This is a genomic window from Flavobacteriales bacterium (assembly GCA_016713875.1).
GTDB lineage: Bacteria > Bacteroidota > Bacteroidia > Flavobacteriales_F > PHOS-HE28 > PHOS-HE28.
Genome location: JADJOI010000002.1, coordinates 90,885 through 107,425, shown reverse-complemented (window position 1 = coordinate 107,425; position 16,541 = coordinate 90,885). Strand labels below are relative to the sequence as shown.

Here is a 16,541-nt window from a genome sequence, read left to right as displayed (position 1 = left end):
CCGGCCGCATGACACCGCTCGTCAGCATCGTGATGCCCGCCTACAATACGGAGCGTTACATCGAAGCGGCCGTGCGTTCCGTGCTGGCGCAGACGCTGACGGACTGGGAGCTGATCATCGTGGACGACGGCAGCACGGATGGAACCGCATCCGTGATCGATGCCTTCGACGACCCCCGGATCATCGCCCTGCACAAGCCGAACGGCGGCATTGGCAGCGCGCGCAACAAGGCCCTGGAAGTGGCCAGTGGCACATACCTCTGTTTCCTGGACGCGGACGATGTGATGCCGCGGCGGAGCCTGGAAGCGCGTGTGGCCGAGTTCCTCAAGGATCCCGGACTCGGCATGGTGGACGGCCGGGTGCGGGTGATGGACGCCACGCTGGAGAGTGAGCGTCGCGTGTTCATGCCGCAACGCACGGACGATGCGTTCCATGAACTGATCACCTTCAGCGGCCGCTGCTTCATGGGCCCCAGCTGGATGCTGCGTTGGGACCTGGACAGGAACCTGCGGTTCGAGGAGGGGATCACCCATGCCGAGGACCTGTTCTTCTTCCTCCGCTTCTGCAAGGGCCGACGGTACGGGTTCACGAAGGAGGACATCCTGTTCTACCGCCGGACCGGTCACAGCTCGATGACCACCAACCTCGAAGGAATGGAACGCTCCTTGATCCACATCGGACATGAGCTCCGCCGCCGGGGCCTCGCCTCCTTCCTTGAGCTGACGGTATACACGTTGCGGCGCAAACGGATGATGTTCGGCTCCTTTCGGCAGCGTGGGCGCTATGGGATGGCCCTGAGGGCCCTGCTGCGCTGAACCGTCACTTCACGGCCTCCACATACAGCGACTCGCGGCTACGCACCTCCGAATCGTTGATCAACGCCGGATCCCGACCCTGCTTGTACGCCATCCGCTCCACCTGTCGGAACCCGCTGCGCTCCAGCAACAGCTTCATGGTCTCCAGGTCGTAGATGAAGAGGTGGCCGTGGTTCCGGAACACCCCGTTGATGCACTGCATCATGGTGTCGTAGCCGTCCTCATGCGGCATGCGACGCGCCCCGCCCCCCCTGCGGTCCTTGTAGATGTCGATGAGCATCTCGCCATCGGGCACCACGATCCGCACGCGGCCGCCGGGCTTCAACATCCGGTGGAACTCGCGCAGATTGCGCTCACAGGCCTCCAACGGGATGTGCTCCAGGCAGTGCTCGGTGTAGATGCCTTCGAAGCGTCCGTCGGGGAACGGATAGGTATGCCGCACGATGTCCCAGCACACATCGATGCCGGGGTTCCAGATGTAGTCCAGGTTGACGAACTCCGTGTGCGTATTGGTCCCGCAGCCCACATCGAGGAAACGTTTGCCGGAGGGGATGCGCCGCGCCTGCCATCCGGCGTTGCGGATCAACGCCGAGATGGTGAGCTGGACCTTGTACCGGTCGATGAGCCTGCGGCGGGCGTTGGCCATGCGGATCGGGATTCGTGCGCGGTGGTCGGCCACGGGCCGGTGCGGCGGCCAAAGATAGCCGCACATCGCAGCCGCTCACGGGCGCTGGCGCCCGTGCCGCACGGGGATGATCCGCGCCAGCAGGTCGACCATGTGCCCTGTGTCGCGAAGCCGCATGGCGACGTCCACGCACCGCGCGCGCAACTCGTCCAGCGGCGTGGTGCGAAGGTGGTCCAGGCCGGCCCTGAGCTCCTCGATGCTCACGGCCGGAAGGTCCTTCACCACGATCCCGACCTTTTCGTCCCGGGCGATCCACCAGTCGTCCGCCACCCCTTCAGGGATCAAGATCGGCACGCCCGCGGCCCAGTAAAGCGCGGTCTTCACCGGCGAACGGAAGCGTTGCGAAGGCGTGGGCGGAACGGCGATCACACCCAGGTCCGCGGCGGAGAGGTACGGGCGCAACTCCTCGGGCGCCATGGGGCCCAGTACGGTGGTGCGGGCCTTCACGTCCGACCAGCCCTGCGACCGGCGCAGCGGGGCCGTGTGCTCCTCATGCGTGATGATCAGGTGATGCACCGTGGGATCGGCGGCACAGGCCGTGCGCATGAAGGCCACGTACTCCGCCTCGCTGTAATAGATGCCCTGGAACTTGCCGATGTAGAGCACCACCGTCCGACCGTCGAGCCCCAGCCGCCTGCGCACCTCCGCCCCGGCCGCCTCGTCCCTTGCGTTGGCCGGTACGTCGATGGTGACGCCCTGCAGGTGCATCTCCACCCCGGGCCGAAGGGCCCGCACATGATCCATCACAGCCGTGGCCGGTGCCACCACCACGTCCGCACGGCGCACTTCGAGGTCTTCCGACCAGCGAACCACGCGGTACTTCATGGACCGTTCAGGCCACAGGCCCAGCTCCCGCATGTACTGGCTGTGCGGCTCGAAGTTGACCACCACGAGACGCTGGAAACCGAAGGGCCGCACCAGCGTGGCGTAGGCGCTGGCCATGGACAGGAAGCCCACCACAGTGCGCTCCGCATAGCCGCGCGTGAACCACCACGACCACCAGGCCAGCCGGGCGATGTTCCGGATGCGCTGCAGGAACTGGGCACCCTTCAGGTCATAGCGCAGCGGGCGCCAGGTGATGCGTGCCCGCCGCAACCGCTCGGCCAAGGCGGCATCCAACGAGGTGGGTACGGGCTCCTCGGTCACCAACAGGATGTCGAGGTCGGTGCCGCGTTCCTGCAAACGCAGCGCGTAGTCCAGCATCAGGGTGGACATCAGCGGATCGCGGATGCTCTGGATGCTGACCACCAGCGCGCAGGCCCGGCTCCTCTGCGTGCTCCTCATGCCTGTTGTGGGGTGCGCTTCCGCTTGGCCACTGCTTCCCTGCTGATCAGCCCCTCCGCACCCATTTCGCCCGTGCGGTACTTCTTGAGGTCGAACACCCGGTTGCGCACCTTGGCCCAGATCCGTTCGCGGTTCAGATAGCCGATGATGTACAGGGCGGAGACCATCAAGGGGATCAGCGGGATCTTGAAGCGGACCAGGGCGCCGAAGTTCGGGGTGGAGATGCCGATGGCGAAACCGAAGAGCAGGGTGAACACGAAGCACATCAGCACCACGGGGTTACCGCCGATGCAGCGCAGGAAGAACAGGACCCGTGTGCGCCAGAGCATCAACAGCGTCAGACCGAGCAACCAGAGGTTCTCCAAGGCACTGAGGGCCACCACCACCGAGCGGGCCTCCCACAGGTAAGGACGGAACAGAGCCGCGTTGGTGGCCACCGGGAACTTGGAGAGCAGGCTACCCAGGGTGCCGTCCATGGGGCCCACGTCGAAGTAATTGTTGCCGTACTGCTCGGCGCGCGACATGTCCTCCTGGAGCACCATCACCGTGTCCACCACCTTGTCCAAGGAGAATTTGTCCAGGTTGTCGCCCAACCAACTGAGCACGGTGACCGAGAGGAAGAGCATGGTGGTCAGGGCCAGCGGGAGGAGCACGAAGCGGATCAGGGCGTTCTTCATGCCGGCCACCCGGTTGAACATCAGCCAGATCATCGACACCGGGAAGATGGACATGAAGATGTACGGCTTCATCACCACCAGGATGATGGCGGCCAGCACCATGCCGAAGAAATTACCCACCAGGGACCTTCGCTTGAAGAAGAACTGCACGAAGCAGTGGATCCACCAGCATACCGCGCTCATGGTGAACGTGTCCTTCATGATCCCCGAGCCCCAGAACACCACCGAAGGCATGTACAGGAAAGCCACCGCGAACTTGTCCGTCAGCGAGGGGAACATCGAGGAGAACGTGCGGAAGCACTTCCAGATGCCCACGTACGACATGCTGGCAAGAACGACCGTGGTGATCATATAGCTATTGAACGTCATGATCACCATGGGACTGATCAATCGGATGACGAAATAGGCCCGAGGTTCGAAGAACATCGTGCCGATGGGATAGCCCGTCTCCATGCTGAACCGCGCCAGGTTCTCCGGACTGTTCGGGCCGGTCACGATGTCGAAGTAGGTCATCGGGTCCAGCCAGAACATGTTGCTCATGGCCACTGCGGAATAGAAATACATGATCGTATCCCCCCCGTTGTAGTAATAGAAGTAGATGAGGCTGAAACCCAGCCCGCCGATGATCTTGGCGAAAAACCCCCACAGCAAATGCTTGTACTCCGGGTGCTTCTTGATGGCCATCGTCTTCACCCGCGAGAAGTAGATATAGATCACCACCAGATAGATGGACCCCACCAGGTATTCCCAATAGGCGATGTCGACCTCCCCGTAGTAATAGGTCCAGACCAACGACATGGGCCAAAGGTCGTCAACCGCCAATAGTTGCACCCACCTCATCGTGCGCGACGGTGGGCGACACCGTACTCCCTCTCTCCGGGAGAACGACCTGCTCAGTGATGGTATCCGCTTCCGCGCAGGATCTCCGAGGCGCGGTACAGCTGCTCGGCCAGCACCAACCGCACCAATTGGTGCGTGAAGGTCATGGGGGAGAGTGCAATGACGTGCGTGGCGCGGGACCGCAGGCGATCGTCCACCCCGTACGCGCCGCCGATGACGAAGGCCACCTGGCGCAACCCCTGATCGCGCCATCGCCCCAGACGCGCGGCGAACGCCGTGGAGCTCAGGCCCTCGCCATGTTCGTCGAGCAGCACCACCAGCGTGTCCTTCTCCACGGCCTTCAACAACCGGTCGGTGCCCTCGCGCCGCTTTCGCTCGGGGTCGGTGCCGGGCGGATCGGCCACCACCACCTGGTCCACGGGGAACGAACGCTGAAGGCGGCCCAGCATCTCCTCGAAGGCCTCGGTGACCGGACCCGGCGCGTTGCGCCCCACCATGACCATTCGGATACGCATCCCCAGGGTGTTGACAAGTACGAGGCCCCGAAGATGCCACGCTGGCCCGATGTTTGCGAAATTGGCCCCGACATCCTGAACCGCCGGACATGTTAAAGCACCTTTCCCTGGCCCTCGCGATCGCCCTGCACGCCCTGCCCGGGCTGGCGCAGGACGCTGTGAAGGACCGCGTGGTGGCCGCCCTCGGCACGGGCAATTCCAAGGAGCTGGCCCAGCATTTCATCCCCAACATCGACCTCACCGTCGGAGGCTCGAGCGACGTGTACAGCAAGGCCCAGGCCGAGCAGATCCTGCGGCGCTTCTTCGATGAGAACCCGCCCGTGGGCATGGTGGTCGAGCACCAGGGCCAGAGCAAGCTCGGCGACCAGTACTACATCGGGATCCTGCGCTCGCGCACCGGCCACTTCCGGGTGACCTTCTTCCTGAAGCGCAGCGGCGACCAGCTGCAGGTCAAGCAATTGCGCATCGAGGCGGGCCGTAGCGACCACTGACCGTGCTGCCCCCCGGGACCGAGACCCTCATCACCGCCGCCCTTGCCGAGGACATCGGCGACGGCGACCACACCACCCGCAGCACCATTCCCCCCGGAGCCCGGGGCGGTATGCGCCTGCTGGTGAAGCAGGACGGCGTGCTCGCCGGGGTCGATCTGGCCCGTGCGATCTGCGCCCAGGCCCACCCCGACCTGCACATGCGCCCCCTGCTGGAGGATGGCGCCCACGTGAAGGCCGGCGATGTGGCCTTCACCCTCACCGGACCCGTCCAGGCCCTGCTCACCACCGAACGGGTGCTGCTGAACTTCATGCAGCGGCTCAGCGGCATCGCCACCCTCACCCGGCGCTTCGTGGACGCCCTCGACGGCACCGGCTGCCGCGTGCTGGACACCCGCAAGACCACGCCCACCCTGCGCGCCCTGGAGAAGTGGGCCGTGCGCATCGGGGGGGGCGAGAACCATCGCTTCGGCCTGTACGACATGATCCTGATCAAGGACAACCACGTGGACTTCGCCGGCGGTGTGGGCCGGGCCATCGAGGCCGCGCGTGACCATGTGAAGGCCCTGGCGCTGGACATCCCCATCGAGGTGGAGGCCCGCACCCTGCGCGAAGTGGAGGAGATCCTGGCGCATGGGGGCGCCGACCGCATCATGCTGGACAACTTCGGGCACGACGACCTGCGCCGGGCCGTGGCCCTCATCGGGCGGCGCCATCGCACCGAGGCCTCCGGCGGCATCACCCTGGCCAACGCCCGGGCCACCGCCGAATGCGGCGTCGACTTCATCTCCGTGGGGGCCCTCACCCACAGCGCCACCAGCCTCGACCTGAGCCTCAAAGCCCTCTGACGCGCCATGATGGAGCGCCTCAAGCGGAAGCTCCTGTTCTCCCGCTCCTTCCGGCAGGTGGTGCGCTGGGCCAAACGCGTGCGACTGCCCGGCTTCGACGGCTTCAGCCTGTACGCCATCTCACGCTTCTTCTTCCTGGCCCTGGCCACCGGTCGGCTGGAGACCCGCGCATCAGCCATCGCCTTCAAGCTCTTCGTCGCCTTCTTCCCTGCGGTCATCGTCCTGCTCACCCTCATCCCCTTCATCCCCATCGCCGACTTCCAGGTGAAGCTGCTCGCCACCTTCCAGGAGATGCTCCCGCTGGAGGTCTACCGCTTCATCGAAGGCACCCTGCACGACCTGGTGGTGAAGAAGCACGGCGCCCTGCTCTCGGTGAGCTTCGTGGTGGGGGTGTACCTGGCCAGCAACAGCATCGATGCCATCCTGCACGGCTTCAGCGGCAGCACCAACCTCACCCAATGGCACAGCGCCCTCAAGCAGCGTCTGCTCAGCCTCGGCCTTCTGCTGGCCCTCACCATCCTGGTGGTGATCGCCATCCCCGTGCTCACCTTCAGCAACACGGTGATCGCCTGGCTGGAAACGCACGGCCTGGTCACCGGATGGTTCGAGGTGGCCGGGCTCTTCGCCGCCAAATGGGGCATCAGCACCCTGCTGGTGCTCACCATGATCGCGCTGCTCTACAACGCCGGCGACCCCAGCAGCAAGCGCTTCCACCTGATCACCCCGGGCGCCATCGTGGCCCTGGTCCTCATCCTCGTCCTTTCGCAGGCCCTGGCCTTCATCTTCGGCAACATCACCGATTACAACGCGCTCTACGGCTCCATCGGCGCCATCCTCGCGGTCCAGTTCTGGATCTACCTCAACATGATCGCCCTGCTGGTGGGCTACGAGCTCAACATCAGCATCTCGCGCGCCCGCCACGCCCACACCAGCGAGCTGCGCCCCGTGCGCCGCGCCTGATCGCGATCCGGTACTTTCGGAGCGTGCAGCCCCGCACCCTTCCCCTCGCCCTCGTGCTGCTTCTTGCCGGCCCGGCGTCCGCGCAGCGGTTCGACGCCCTGCATCCGCCCAACACCTACCGCAACGCCGACAACCCGCACTACTGGCGAAACCGCCCACCGCACGAGGCCTACTGGCAGCAGGACGTGCACTACACCCTGCGCGCACGCCTCGACGAGGTGGGCGACCGCATCGAGGGCGAGGGCAGCCTGGTGTACTGGAACAACAGCCCGGACACGCTGCGCCACGTCTTCTTCCACCTCTACCAGAACGCGTACAACGCCGGTTCGCACGCCGACCTGATGGAGAACGGACGCGCGACCCCGGGCGACACCGCGGAGCACGGCACCACCCTGGCCCACCTGCGCGTGGGGGCCGATGACCTGCGCATCGAGATGGACAACACGGTGCTGAAGGCCTGGCTGCCCGAGCCGCTTCCCCCAGGGGGCCGTGTCACCTTCAGCATGGCCTTCACCACCCATTACGGCATGGACGTGCAGCGCCGCATGAAGCTCTTCAACGCCTGGGGCTTCAAGCACTACGACGGTGTGCACTGGTACCCGCGGATCGCCGTGTACGACGCGCACATGGGCTGGGACACGCAGCAGCACCTGGGCAACGAGCTCTACGGCGACTTCGGCACCTTCGACGTGACGCTGGACATGCCCAACGACATGGTGGTGGAGGCCACCGGCTGGCTGCAGAACCGGGACGAGGTGCTGCCCCGCGACCTGCGCGACCGGCTCGATCTGGCCCGCTTCGCCGACAAGCCGTGGAACGAGGCCCCGAGCGTGGTGACGCCCTACGCGCCGGGCCGCCGCAAGCGCTGGCGCTACCACGCGGAGAACGTGCACGACTTCGCCTTCACCGCCGACCCCACCTACCGCATCGGCGAAGCCTGGTGGAACGGCGTGCAATGCATCGCCCTCGCCCAGGAACCGCACGCCGCCGGATGGCAGAACGCCGCCGCCTACACCGCCCGCATCATCGAGACCTTCAGCCGTGACATCGGCCCCTACGTGTACCCCAAGATGGTGGTGGCCGATGCGCGCGATGGCATGGAATACCCCATGCTGACGCTCGACGGCGGGCGCGATCCGGAGTACCGCGGCCTGCTCGTGCACGAGGTGGGCCACAACTGGTTCTACGGCATGGTGGGCAACAACGAGACCTACCGCGCCCTGCTGGACGAGGGCTTCACCCAGTTCCTCACCAGCTGGGGCCTGGAGCACATCGATGGCGACACCCTGGTGGAGGAGGCTCCGAAGGGCCGCTATGTGTCCCGCTTCACCCGGCCGGAGCTCGTGCGCGAATCCGAAGTGTACCGCGGCTACATGCGCGATGCCGTGCGCAATGAGCTGCCGCCCATCGACACGCACAGCGACGGCTTCGCTCCGGTGGAAGGGCGTGGGGGCGGCTACGGCCATGTCTATTTCAAGACGGCCACCATGCTGTACAACCTGCAATACCTGCTCGGCGACAGCGTGTTCCTGGCCGCTCTTCAGCACTACGTCCGGCAGTGGACCCTCTGCCACCCCACCGTGGCCGACATGCGGCAGAGCTTCGTACGCAGCACCGGTGTGGACCTCAACCCCTTCTTCGACGCCTGGCTGACGACGGACAAGCTGGTGGACTATCGCGTGTGCGGGATCACCCGCCGGATGCGCAGCGAAGGGCAGACCATCCGCCTGCGGCGACGTGGCGGCATTTCGATGCCCATCGACCTGCAGGTGACGGCGCGCGATGGAACGGTGCACGACTTCCACATCCCCACCAGCTGGTCTGTGAAGCCGACCACGGCCACCGTGCTGCCGCGCTGGACCAGCTGGGACAAGCTGCGCCGCACTTACGTGGCCCGGGTGGACGTGCCCACCGGCATCGCCGCCGTGCGCATCGATACCAGCCTCCGCCTCGCCGACGCCTACCAGCCGGACAACAGCCTTCCCCGCGCGGTGAGCATCGCCTTCGACCACCATGTGCGCAACCCGCCCGACCGCCACCACTACGAAGCCTTCGGCCGTCCGGACCTGTGGTGGAACGGCTTCGACGGCCTGAAGGTGGGCGCCCACCTCCATGGCAGCTACTTCCGCCAGACGCACCAGCTATGGCTGTCCGCCTGGGTGAACACCGGCCTGGGCCAGTCCCTGCCCGGTGGCGGGGTGGACACGCGCCACGACGCCCTCTCCTATGTGCTGCGCTACAGCACCGGCACCACGCGCCTGCTGAAGGGATCGAGCATCCGCCTGCAGGCCCGCCATCTGGACGGCCTGGAACTGTATGGCGGCGGTGTCAGCTGGACCACGCCCGACGAGCGCACCACGGTGAGCGGCGACCTGCGCTACATGATCCGGCGGGACACCAGCGACCTCACCTACCTCCTCTATCCGGACGAGTGGACGCTGAACGCGCTCTCCGGCCTGCTGGACCTGGCCGTGGACCGCAGCTACCGGGCCGGGCCGCTGCGCGGACGCGCGGAACTTCGCCTGCGGCAGCCCATGGTGGGCTCGGTCGACCAGGGCGCCCATGTCCGCCTGTCCACCCGCAACACTCTGCGGATCGGCGACCTGGACCTGCACCTGCGCGGGATGGCCCAATACGGCAGCGGTTCCAACAACCTCGAGACGGGGCTCTACCTCTCCGGTGCGGCGCCCGAGGAGCTCGTGGAGAACAAGTTCACCCGCAGCATCGGTCCAGTGCCGAACGACTGGGCAGGGTCCTACGGTTCGGAGGTGAACCACTTCCACCACGGCGGCGGCCTCAACCTGCGCGGCTATGCGGGCTACCTGGCCCCCGAGACCACGGCCGACGGCACCCAGGTGCTCACCTATCGGGGCAACACCGGACTGGCCGTCAACGCCGAGCTCGACCTCGATGGGCTGGTCCGGTTCCGCCCCAAGGGCCTGCGTCGCTACCTGCACCTGGACGTCTACATTTTCGGCGATGTGGGCAGCATGGGCTACCGCCGCATCGACGGGGATGCACAGCGGCTGGAGCTCGCCACGCCCCGCGCCGATGCGGGCCTGGGCGCCGCCCTCACCATCAAACGTTGGGGGCCGTTGGTCGACCTGGAGCCGCTCACCCTCCGCTTCGACATGCCCCTGGTGCTTTCCTCCATCCCGGTCGGCGAGTCGGAGCATGTCGCCTTCCGCTACGTGGTGGGCATCGGCCGTACCTTTTGACCCATGCGTGCCCTGCTCCTTTCCGCCCTGCTGGCGGCCACCCTGCCGCTGGCCGCCCAACCACCGCGCCCCGGAACGGACATCACCGGACGCTGGTCGTCCGTCGATGACATCACCGGAAAGCCGCGCAGCGTAGTGGAGATCACTGTACGCCACGGCAAGGCCTATGGCCGCATCGTGGAGCTCTACGACAAGACCAAGATGGAGGCGGTGTGCGACCTCTGCCCGGGTGACCGCAAGGACCAGCGCATCCTGGGCCTGGAGGTGATCCGCGACATGGTGGCCGATGGCGATGAGTGGGACGATGGCACCATCCTGGACCCCGAGAACGGCAAGGAGTACAACTGCAAGCTGTGGGTGGAGGACGGCACCCTGAAGGTGCGCGGCTACATCGCGTTCCTCTATCGCACGCAGACCTGGGTGCGGTCAGCAGGACGTTGAGCGCGGACGTTCATTCGCGTACCAGCCGAGCCGAGCCGACCCGTCCGTCGCCGCTCACGCGCACCGTATAGAGCCCGGCCCGAAGGGCGGCCACGTCCAGTTCCACGCGATCCGCGAAGCGCCGCACATCGGCCTGCACCCGCGCGCCGCGGGCATCGATCAGCTCCACCATCGTGGGTGCCGATGGGCCCGGCCAAAGCAGCGTGGCCGTGGTGGAGGCGGGGTTGGGGCGGATGGAGAGAGCGATCTGCGAGGAGGAGAGGTCGGGGAGGTGGAGCACACATTCGCCATCGCGACGGAGCTTCCGGATCCTCATGTTGTCCCTGTCACCGATGTAGATGCTACACTCCCCGTCAAGGCAGATGTCTTGAGGCAGAGCGAACTCCGCAGACATCAGGGCTCCATCCTGAAACCCGGCATTCCCGCTGCCCGCCAAGGTGACCACATCGCCGGTGATGGCGACCATCCTCAAACGAGGGTTCACCGCATCGAGGACCAGCAACGTGCTGGTATCCAACCAGTCGATGGCCACCGGTGTATTGAACCGGGCGGCACTGCCGGAACCGTCCAGCCATCCCGGGATCCCGTTCCCCGCAACTGGTTCGACCATGCCTGAGGGAGTGAGCTTCTTCACCCGGTGGTTCATCAGGTCGACGAAGTAGATCGTTCCATCCGGGGCGATGCACAGGTCACGTGGGCGGTGCAGTTGCGAGGAGGTGCCCGGCCCGAACGTACTGCCCGGCGTACCGGTACCGGCCACGGTGGTGACCACACCGTTCTTGACCTTTCGGATCTTGTGGCTCTCATAATCGGCCACATAGACCGTCCCAGAGTCATCCACGGCAATGCTCTTCGGTTGGTAGAAGGTCGCCTGGCTCACCGGCCCATCAGCACCACCGGAGATCCCGGAGCCCGCCACGAGCGTGACCTGCCCCAACCCGTCCATCCGCTTGATCTTGTTGTTCAGGTTATCGCAGATGTAGAGGTATCCATCCTTGAAAAAAACCCCGGTGGGCGTATCGAACCTGGCGTTCAACGCCTGACCTAGAATGTCGCCGGACACACCAGGTGTCCCAGCGATGAGCGACACGGAACCATTGCTCAACTTCCGGATGACATGGTTGAAGGCATCCGCGATGTAGATATCCCCGGTCGCGGGGTCATGACAAACGCCATATGGATGATCGAACTGGGCCGTTTGTGCCAATCCATTGACGTATCCCGCGCTGCCGGTACCCGCGGCGGTCAGTACGGAACTGTATTGCGCCTGAAGAGCGGTGCAATCGATCAAGGCGAGCAGCTGGACGAAGCGAAGGAACCTGGTGCACATGACCTGGACATATCTTTGACCAAAGCTAGGAAAGGCGCCGCGCACGCTGTAATCGTCATTCCGGCCACACACCACACAACGGTGACTGGAACACCCAACGACCCGGAGTTCGAACGGAGCACCTGCCTGCTCTGCGGCGCCTCCAGCCCGATCGCGGTCGCGGAACATGGCCAGTTCCATCTGCCGACCCATGTGGTGGTCTGCGAACGCTGCGGATTCAGTTATCTGGACCCCCGCTGGAGCAAGGAACGCTACGCTGCATTCTACGTGCACGAGTATGACACGCTCTACAGGCCGGAGATCGCCGCACAGGATGACCTGCGGACCAGGTTCGTACCTGTCAAGCAGATCATCGAACGGTTGAAGGAACGCCAGCTCCTCAGGGAACCGGAGCGCGTGCTCGATCTCGGTTCCGGCATGGGCCATGCGCTCACTTACCTGCGCGAGAACCAGTGGCCGAACAGCCGGTATGAAGCCATCGAACCCTCCTCAGAATGCATCAAGCATTTGCGGACGAACGGCATCGAGCTGGTCGCATCGGACGTATACAGTAACTGGGAAGAGAGCCGAGAAGGTCGGTACGACCTCATCATCATGCGGCATGTCCTCGAGCATTTCCATGACCCGCTCTCAGTGCTGAGAAAGGTGCGGCAGGCGCTGGCCAAGGACGGTCTTCTGTACCTCGCAGTGCCGGATGCCCTGCATCCCACCAAACCTCTTCATGGACACTTCTTCAGGGTCGTCCACATCAGTTATTTCAGCAAGCATTCCCTGCGGAGCATGTGTGAAGCCGCGGGTCTTGCCATTGAGAGCATCCACGAAGGGGATCAACATGCCCGGAACGAGGTCTTCACCTTCTGTCGACCCGGCCTGGTGCGCGATCTTGTGCCGGACAGCTCGTTGGCCAAGATCCAAGTACAGGTCTACCGACGCATGGGCCGCCCTGATCCCCTGTTCGCGACCAGGCGTGCCTTGGCGCGGATGGCACGAAAGCTCGGCGTGATCCAGTAAACAACGTGGGAATCGTCAAGAGGCAAGGGCTCTCGAACACCCTCCTGGTCTACGCGGGCACGGCGATCGGCTTCCTGAGCCTGGTCGTTGTCCAGCCTCACTTCCTGAGCAAAGAGGAACTCGGGCTCACCCGGTTGATTCTCGCGTTCTCCAGTGTATTCTCGATCCTCTTCTCCCTTGGCATCAGCGCGGTCACCATCCGGTACCTTCCCAAGGCGTTCCATCCGGAAAGCCGTCACAGAGGATTCTTCGGTTTCTTGCTCTCCTACACGCTGGCCGGGATCATCGCCGGCACCTTGGTGCTTCACCTGGCGAAAGGGTTCATTCTCCGATCCTACGTCTCCGGTGCCGAAGTGTTCAATGAGCACTTCAACTATGTTCTCATCCTCACCATCATCCTTGCCTTCGTCCTCGGACTGAACGCGTACTGCATCGCGCTCATGCGCACGGTGATCACCACGGTACTGAACGACATCGTGGTCCGCCTGCTCCTGATCGCCATCATCTTCGTTCGGTACAGCGGGTTCTTCGATCGCGAGTCGTTCCTCCTGGCGTTCTGTGGGATCTATGCCATCCAGGCCCTGGTGTTGTTGCTCGCCATCCATCGTGGCGATAGACCCGGCCTGCAGCCGGACCTGAACTTCTTCCGCGGGTCGATCGGGCTTCGGCCGATCTTCAGGTACGGCCTCATCATCACGCTCACGGCATTGAACTCAGTGACCCTGAAGTATGTGGACACGATGTTCGTGGGCACCATCTCGCTGGAGCTGGTCGCCGTCTACAGCGTGTCGGCGTTCCTTGGGCTGGCGGTCGAGATCCCCCTGAACGCCTTGGAGCGGGTGGCCAATCCAAGCGTCGCCCATGCGCTTGCCCGCGGCGACCTTTCCACGGTCAGGACCATTTACCGGGACTCTGCAAGAGCGCTGCTGCTGATCGGTGGTTGGCTATTCCTCCTGGTGGCGGCGAACGCCGCGGATCTCTTTACCCTGTTGCCCGACGACTACGACCAGGGTGTGATCGTCACGCAGGTCATCGCGCTCGGGGCGCTCATCAACATGGGGACCGGTGTCAATTACCCGATCCTCGCCAATTCGCATCGGTACATCTGGGGGTCCGTATTCCTTGTGGTCCTGCTCGTACTCACCATCGTCGGCAACATCATACTCATCCCAAAGCTCGGGATGCTCGGGGCCGCCATAGCGGGATGCATTGCTTCCGTGGCCTATAATGGGTTGAAGTTCGAGTTCATCCGAAGAGTGTTCGGCATGCAGCCCTTCGATGGATCCACCGCAAAGCTGATCCTGGTCGTCTCCATGGTCTTCGCGATCGGCGTACTCCTTCCCATGCCCGGCGGTGCGGTCCTCTCGATCACCTTCCGCAGCCTGCTCATCACAACCGTCTATATCCTGCTCGTCCTGGGCTTGAGGACTTCCTCGGACCTTTACAGGTACATCCCGGATACCTGGCGCAAGCGCTTGCCATTCCTTCGGACGTCCTAGCGCATGGCCCGCCTCCGCATCTTCCTCACCACCTCGCACATCAGCAGCGTGTTCATGACGCTGCACGCGGCCGCCACGCATCGGTCGGAGGACGTGGACGTGCTGCTCGTGGACGGCGGTGCCCGCCGGCGTGCCGTGATCGAGGCGATCCGATGCACCGCGCGGCTCCATCCTTGGGCCCTGATGCACAGCTGTTCCACCGAACTGGTGGATGACCACGGCCCGGAACCCTCCCTGCTCAAGCGCCTGACGCGCCAATGGAAGGAGGCCCCGATCCTACGGTCCATCTATGGCGTGCTGCTGCGAAGGCACACGCATCGCCGGCACGAGCGCGACGAACGCATGCTTCGGAACCTGCTCGCTCCGCTCGGCACCGGCCACACCGCCGTGGAGCTCCATCTCCACACCCAGAACCACCTCGAGGCACCCCTGCGCTCCCTGTTCCCGGAGGCCCGGCCGGCCTTCTTCGAGCATGGCCTGGGCGATTACCATTATCTGCTGGAGCACGGACGCATGCGCGGCCCGTTCGTCGCCCTCTTCGCGGACCGCTTCGCCTCATTCCTCGAGCGACAGGGGCAGCTTGACCAGGAGGTTCGTCCGATCCTTCTTCCTGCGGACCTCCATGGCCCGATGCTCCGCCTGCTGAAGGAGCTTGACCTCCCCCCCACCCCTGTTCCACCCGATCGCCGGTTGGTGCTCGTGCTGCTGGAGGCCGTCGACATGTACGTGGTCCCGCCTGCCTTCTGGGGGGCGTACATCGATCATGTCCTATCCGCGCTGCCCGACCCTCAAGGCCATCACTTCCTCCTGAAGCCGCACCCGGCAGCGTCACCTGCGTCGTTGGAGGCCACGGTCCGTCGGTGCGCGGAGCTCGGGCTGTCCTTCACCCTGATGACCGACCCGAAGGAGATGGGCATCGCCGCGGAAGTATTGTTCGCCGCCTACGCCGACCGCACCGACCACGTGTTCTGCCTCTTCTCCTCGGCCTGCTTCTACCTGTCCCGGCTCTATCGGTCGCCGCACATCACGTACCACTACTCCACGTCGTGGATGGAGCGGTGGACCGGCCAGGCCCCACCGATGTACAAGCGGCACTTCGCCGCCTTGAAACCCCTCATCGAACAGGTCTTCGCCGAGCGCTGCGTGCCCTACTGATCACAAGGTCCAGCCATCGTCCACCACGATGTTCTGGCCGTTGATGTAGGCGGACAGGTCGCTGAGCAGGAACAGCAGGGTGCCCGTGACGTCCTGGGCGTCCAGCATGCCCTTGGTGAGCGCGTGCGCCCGGTACCGCTCGAGGAAGGCCTCGGGTTGTCCGTCGCGAATACCGCCCGGACTGATGGCGTTGCAGCGGATGCCCATGCCCGCGCAATGGGCAGCGATGTAGCGCGTGAGCATCAGCACGCCGCTCTTGATCACGGCGTACTCCACCGGCATGGTCATGTCCGTGCCGGCGTATACCTCGAAACGCGGGGCCACCACGCCGTAGATGCTGGCCATGTTGACGATGTTGCCGTGGCCCTGCCGGCGGAAGTGGGCGATGAAGCGCTGCGATGCGAGGAAGTAGCCCCCCGCATGCATGCCCACGTTCTCCACGAAGTCCGCATAGGCCACCTCCTCGAACCGCCTTCCGTACGCCGCGTTCCGCGGATAGGCGTTGTTCACCAGCGCATCGATGCGACCGAAGCGCTCCACCGACCCGGCGATGAGGCGGTCCAGCGAGTCCGCATCGGTGATGTTGCATTCGACCCCCGCCACGGCATCGCCATGCGCCGCACGAAGGGCCTCGATGGCCTCCGTGGTGCGCGCGTTCATCACTTCCGCCACCACCACCCGGCCACCCGCGCCCACCACGGCCTCGGTGAACACCCGGCCCAAGCGCCCGGCGCCGCCGGTGATCACCACCACCTTGTCCTCCAGCAGGCCCATG

Annotated in this window: 15 protein-coding genes; 9 read left to right on the top strand and 6 right to left on the bottom strand. The window is 64.8% G+C overall.

Features of this window, described 5'->3' with window-relative positions:
• Positions 1 to 8 precede the first annotated feature (8 nt).
• The gene (locus tag IPJ87_00605; GenBank protein MBK7940375.1) at positions 9 to 815 is read left to right on the top strand and encodes a glycosyltransferase family 2 protein; all 807 of its coding nucleotides are present in this window, start codon (positions 9 to 11) and stop codon (positions 813 to 815) included.
• Positions 816 to 819: 4 nt separating this feature from the next.
• Here IPJ87_00605 and IPJ87_00600 read toward each other — a convergent pair whose 3' ends face one another.
• The 4 genes from IPJ87_00600 to IPJ87_00585 form a co-directional block, all read right to left on the bottom strand.
• Complete coding sequence (locus tag IPJ87_00600) at positions 820 to 1,461, bottom strand: methyltransferase domain-containing protein (protein MBK7940374.1); 642 nt, start codon at positions 1,459 to 1,461, stop codon at positions 820 to 822.
• A 75-nt stretch (positions 1,462 to 1,536) separates the two neighbouring features.
• Positions 1,537 to 2,784, bottom strand: a complete 1,248-nt coding sequence (locus IPJ87_00595) for a hypothetical protein (GenBank protein ID MBK7940373.1) — start codon at positions 2,782 to 2,784, stop codon at positions 1,537 to 1,539.
• Positions 2,781 to 4,259: a hypothetical protein gene (locus IPJ87_00590; protein ID MBK7940372.1), complete on the bottom strand. Its 1,479-nt coding sequence runs from the start codon at positions 4,257 to 4,259 to the stop codon at positions 2,781 to 2,783. Before IPJ87_00590 ends, IPJ87_00595 begins: the two co-directional genes overlap by 4 nt.
• Before the next feature lie 95 nt (positions 4,260 to 4,354).
• A complete protein-coding gene (locus IPJ87_00585) occupies positions 4,355 to 4,816 on the bottom strand; it encodes a 23S rRNA (pseudouridine(1915)-N(3))-methyltransferase RlmH (GenBank protein ID MBK7940371.1) in 462 nt (153 codons plus the stop codon).
• An 89-nt stretch (positions 4,817 to 4,905) separates the two neighbouring features.
• On the opposite strand from IPJ87_00585, the gene IPJ87_00580 reads away from it, so the two are divergent.
• From IPJ87_00580 to IPJ87_00560, 5 genes are read left to right on the top strand one after another with little or no spacing between them, the layout of a single operon-like run.
• A complete protein-coding gene (locus IPJ87_00580; protein ID MBK7940370.1) occupies positions 4,906 to 5,307 on the top strand; it encodes a DUF4783 domain-containing protein in 402 nt (133 codons plus the stop codon).
• A complete protein-coding gene (gene nadC / locus IPJ87_00575; GenBank protein MBK7940369.1) occupies positions 5,304 to 6,152 on the top strand; it encodes a carboxylating nicotinate-nucleotide diphosphorylase in 849 nt (282 codons plus the stop codon). The genes IPJ87_00580 and nadC overlap by 4 nt, the downstream gene beginning before the upstream one ends.
• Positions 6,153 to 6,158: 6 nt before the next feature.
• Positions 6,159 to 7,112 (top strand): YihY/virulence factor BrkB family protein, encoded by a 954-nt coding sequence (locus tag IPJ87_00570; GenBank protein ID MBK7940368.1) that lies wholly within the window; start codon positions 6,159 to 6,161, stop codon positions 7,110 to 7,112.
• A gap of 23 nt (positions 7,113 to 7,135) precedes the next feature.
• Positions 7,136 to 10,330, top strand: a complete 3,195-nt coding sequence (locus IPJ87_00565; protein MBK7940367.1) for a M1 family metallopeptidase — start codon at positions 7,136 to 7,138, stop codon at positions 10,328 to 10,330.
• Between the two features lie 3 nt (positions 10,331 to 10,333).
• A complete protein-coding gene (locus IPJ87_00560; GenBank protein MBK7940366.1) occupies positions 10,334 to 10,771 on the top strand; it encodes a DUF2147 domain-containing protein in 438 nt (145 codons plus the stop codon).
• A 10-nt stretch (positions 10,772 to 10,781) separates the two neighbouring features.
• Here IPJ87_00560 and IPJ87_00555 read toward each other — a convergent pair whose 3' ends face one another.
• Positions 10,782 to 11,861, bottom strand: a complete 1,080-nt coding sequence (locus IPJ87_00555; protein ID MBK7940365.1) for a T9SS type A sorting domain-containing protein — start codon at positions 11,859 to 11,861, stop codon at positions 10,782 to 10,784.
• A 27-nt stretch (positions 11,862 to 11,888) separates the two neighbouring features.
• Here IPJ87_00555 and IPJ87_00550 point away from each other — a divergent pair, with 27 nt between their 5' ends.
• From IPJ87_00550 to IPJ87_00540, 3 genes are read left to right on the top strand one after another with little or no spacing between them, the layout of a single operon-like run.
• Positions 11,889 to 13,112, top strand: a complete 1,224-nt coding sequence (locus IPJ87_00550) for a class I SAM-dependent methyltransferase (GenBank protein ID MBK7940364.1) — start codon at positions 11,889 to 11,891, stop codon at positions 13,110 to 13,112.
• 5 nt (positions 13,113 to 13,117) lie between these two features.
• Positions 13,118 to 14,611 carry a polysaccharide biosynthesis C-terminal domain-containing protein gene (locus tag IPJ87_00545; GenBank protein MBK7940363.1) on the top strand — a complete coding sequence of 498 codons (1,494 nt, stop codon included), beginning with the start codon at positions 13,118 to 13,120 and terminating at the stop codon, positions 14,609 to 14,611.
• Between the two features lie 3 nt (positions 14,612 to 14,614).
• The gene (locus IPJ87_00540) at positions 14,615 to 15,766 is read left to right on the top strand and encodes a hypothetical protein (protein ID MBK7940362.1); all 1,152 of its coding nucleotides are present in this window, start codon (positions 14,615 to 14,617) and stop codon (positions 15,764 to 15,766) included.
• Here the strand turns inward: IPJ87_00540 and IPJ87_00535 are convergent, their stop codons facing one another.
• Complete coding sequence (locus IPJ87_00535; protein MBK7940361.1) at positions 15,767 to 16,540, bottom strand: SDR family oxidoreductase; 774 nt, start codon at positions 16,538 to 16,540, stop codon at positions 15,767 to 15,769.
• Between the last annotated feature and the right edge of the window lies 1 nt (position 16,541).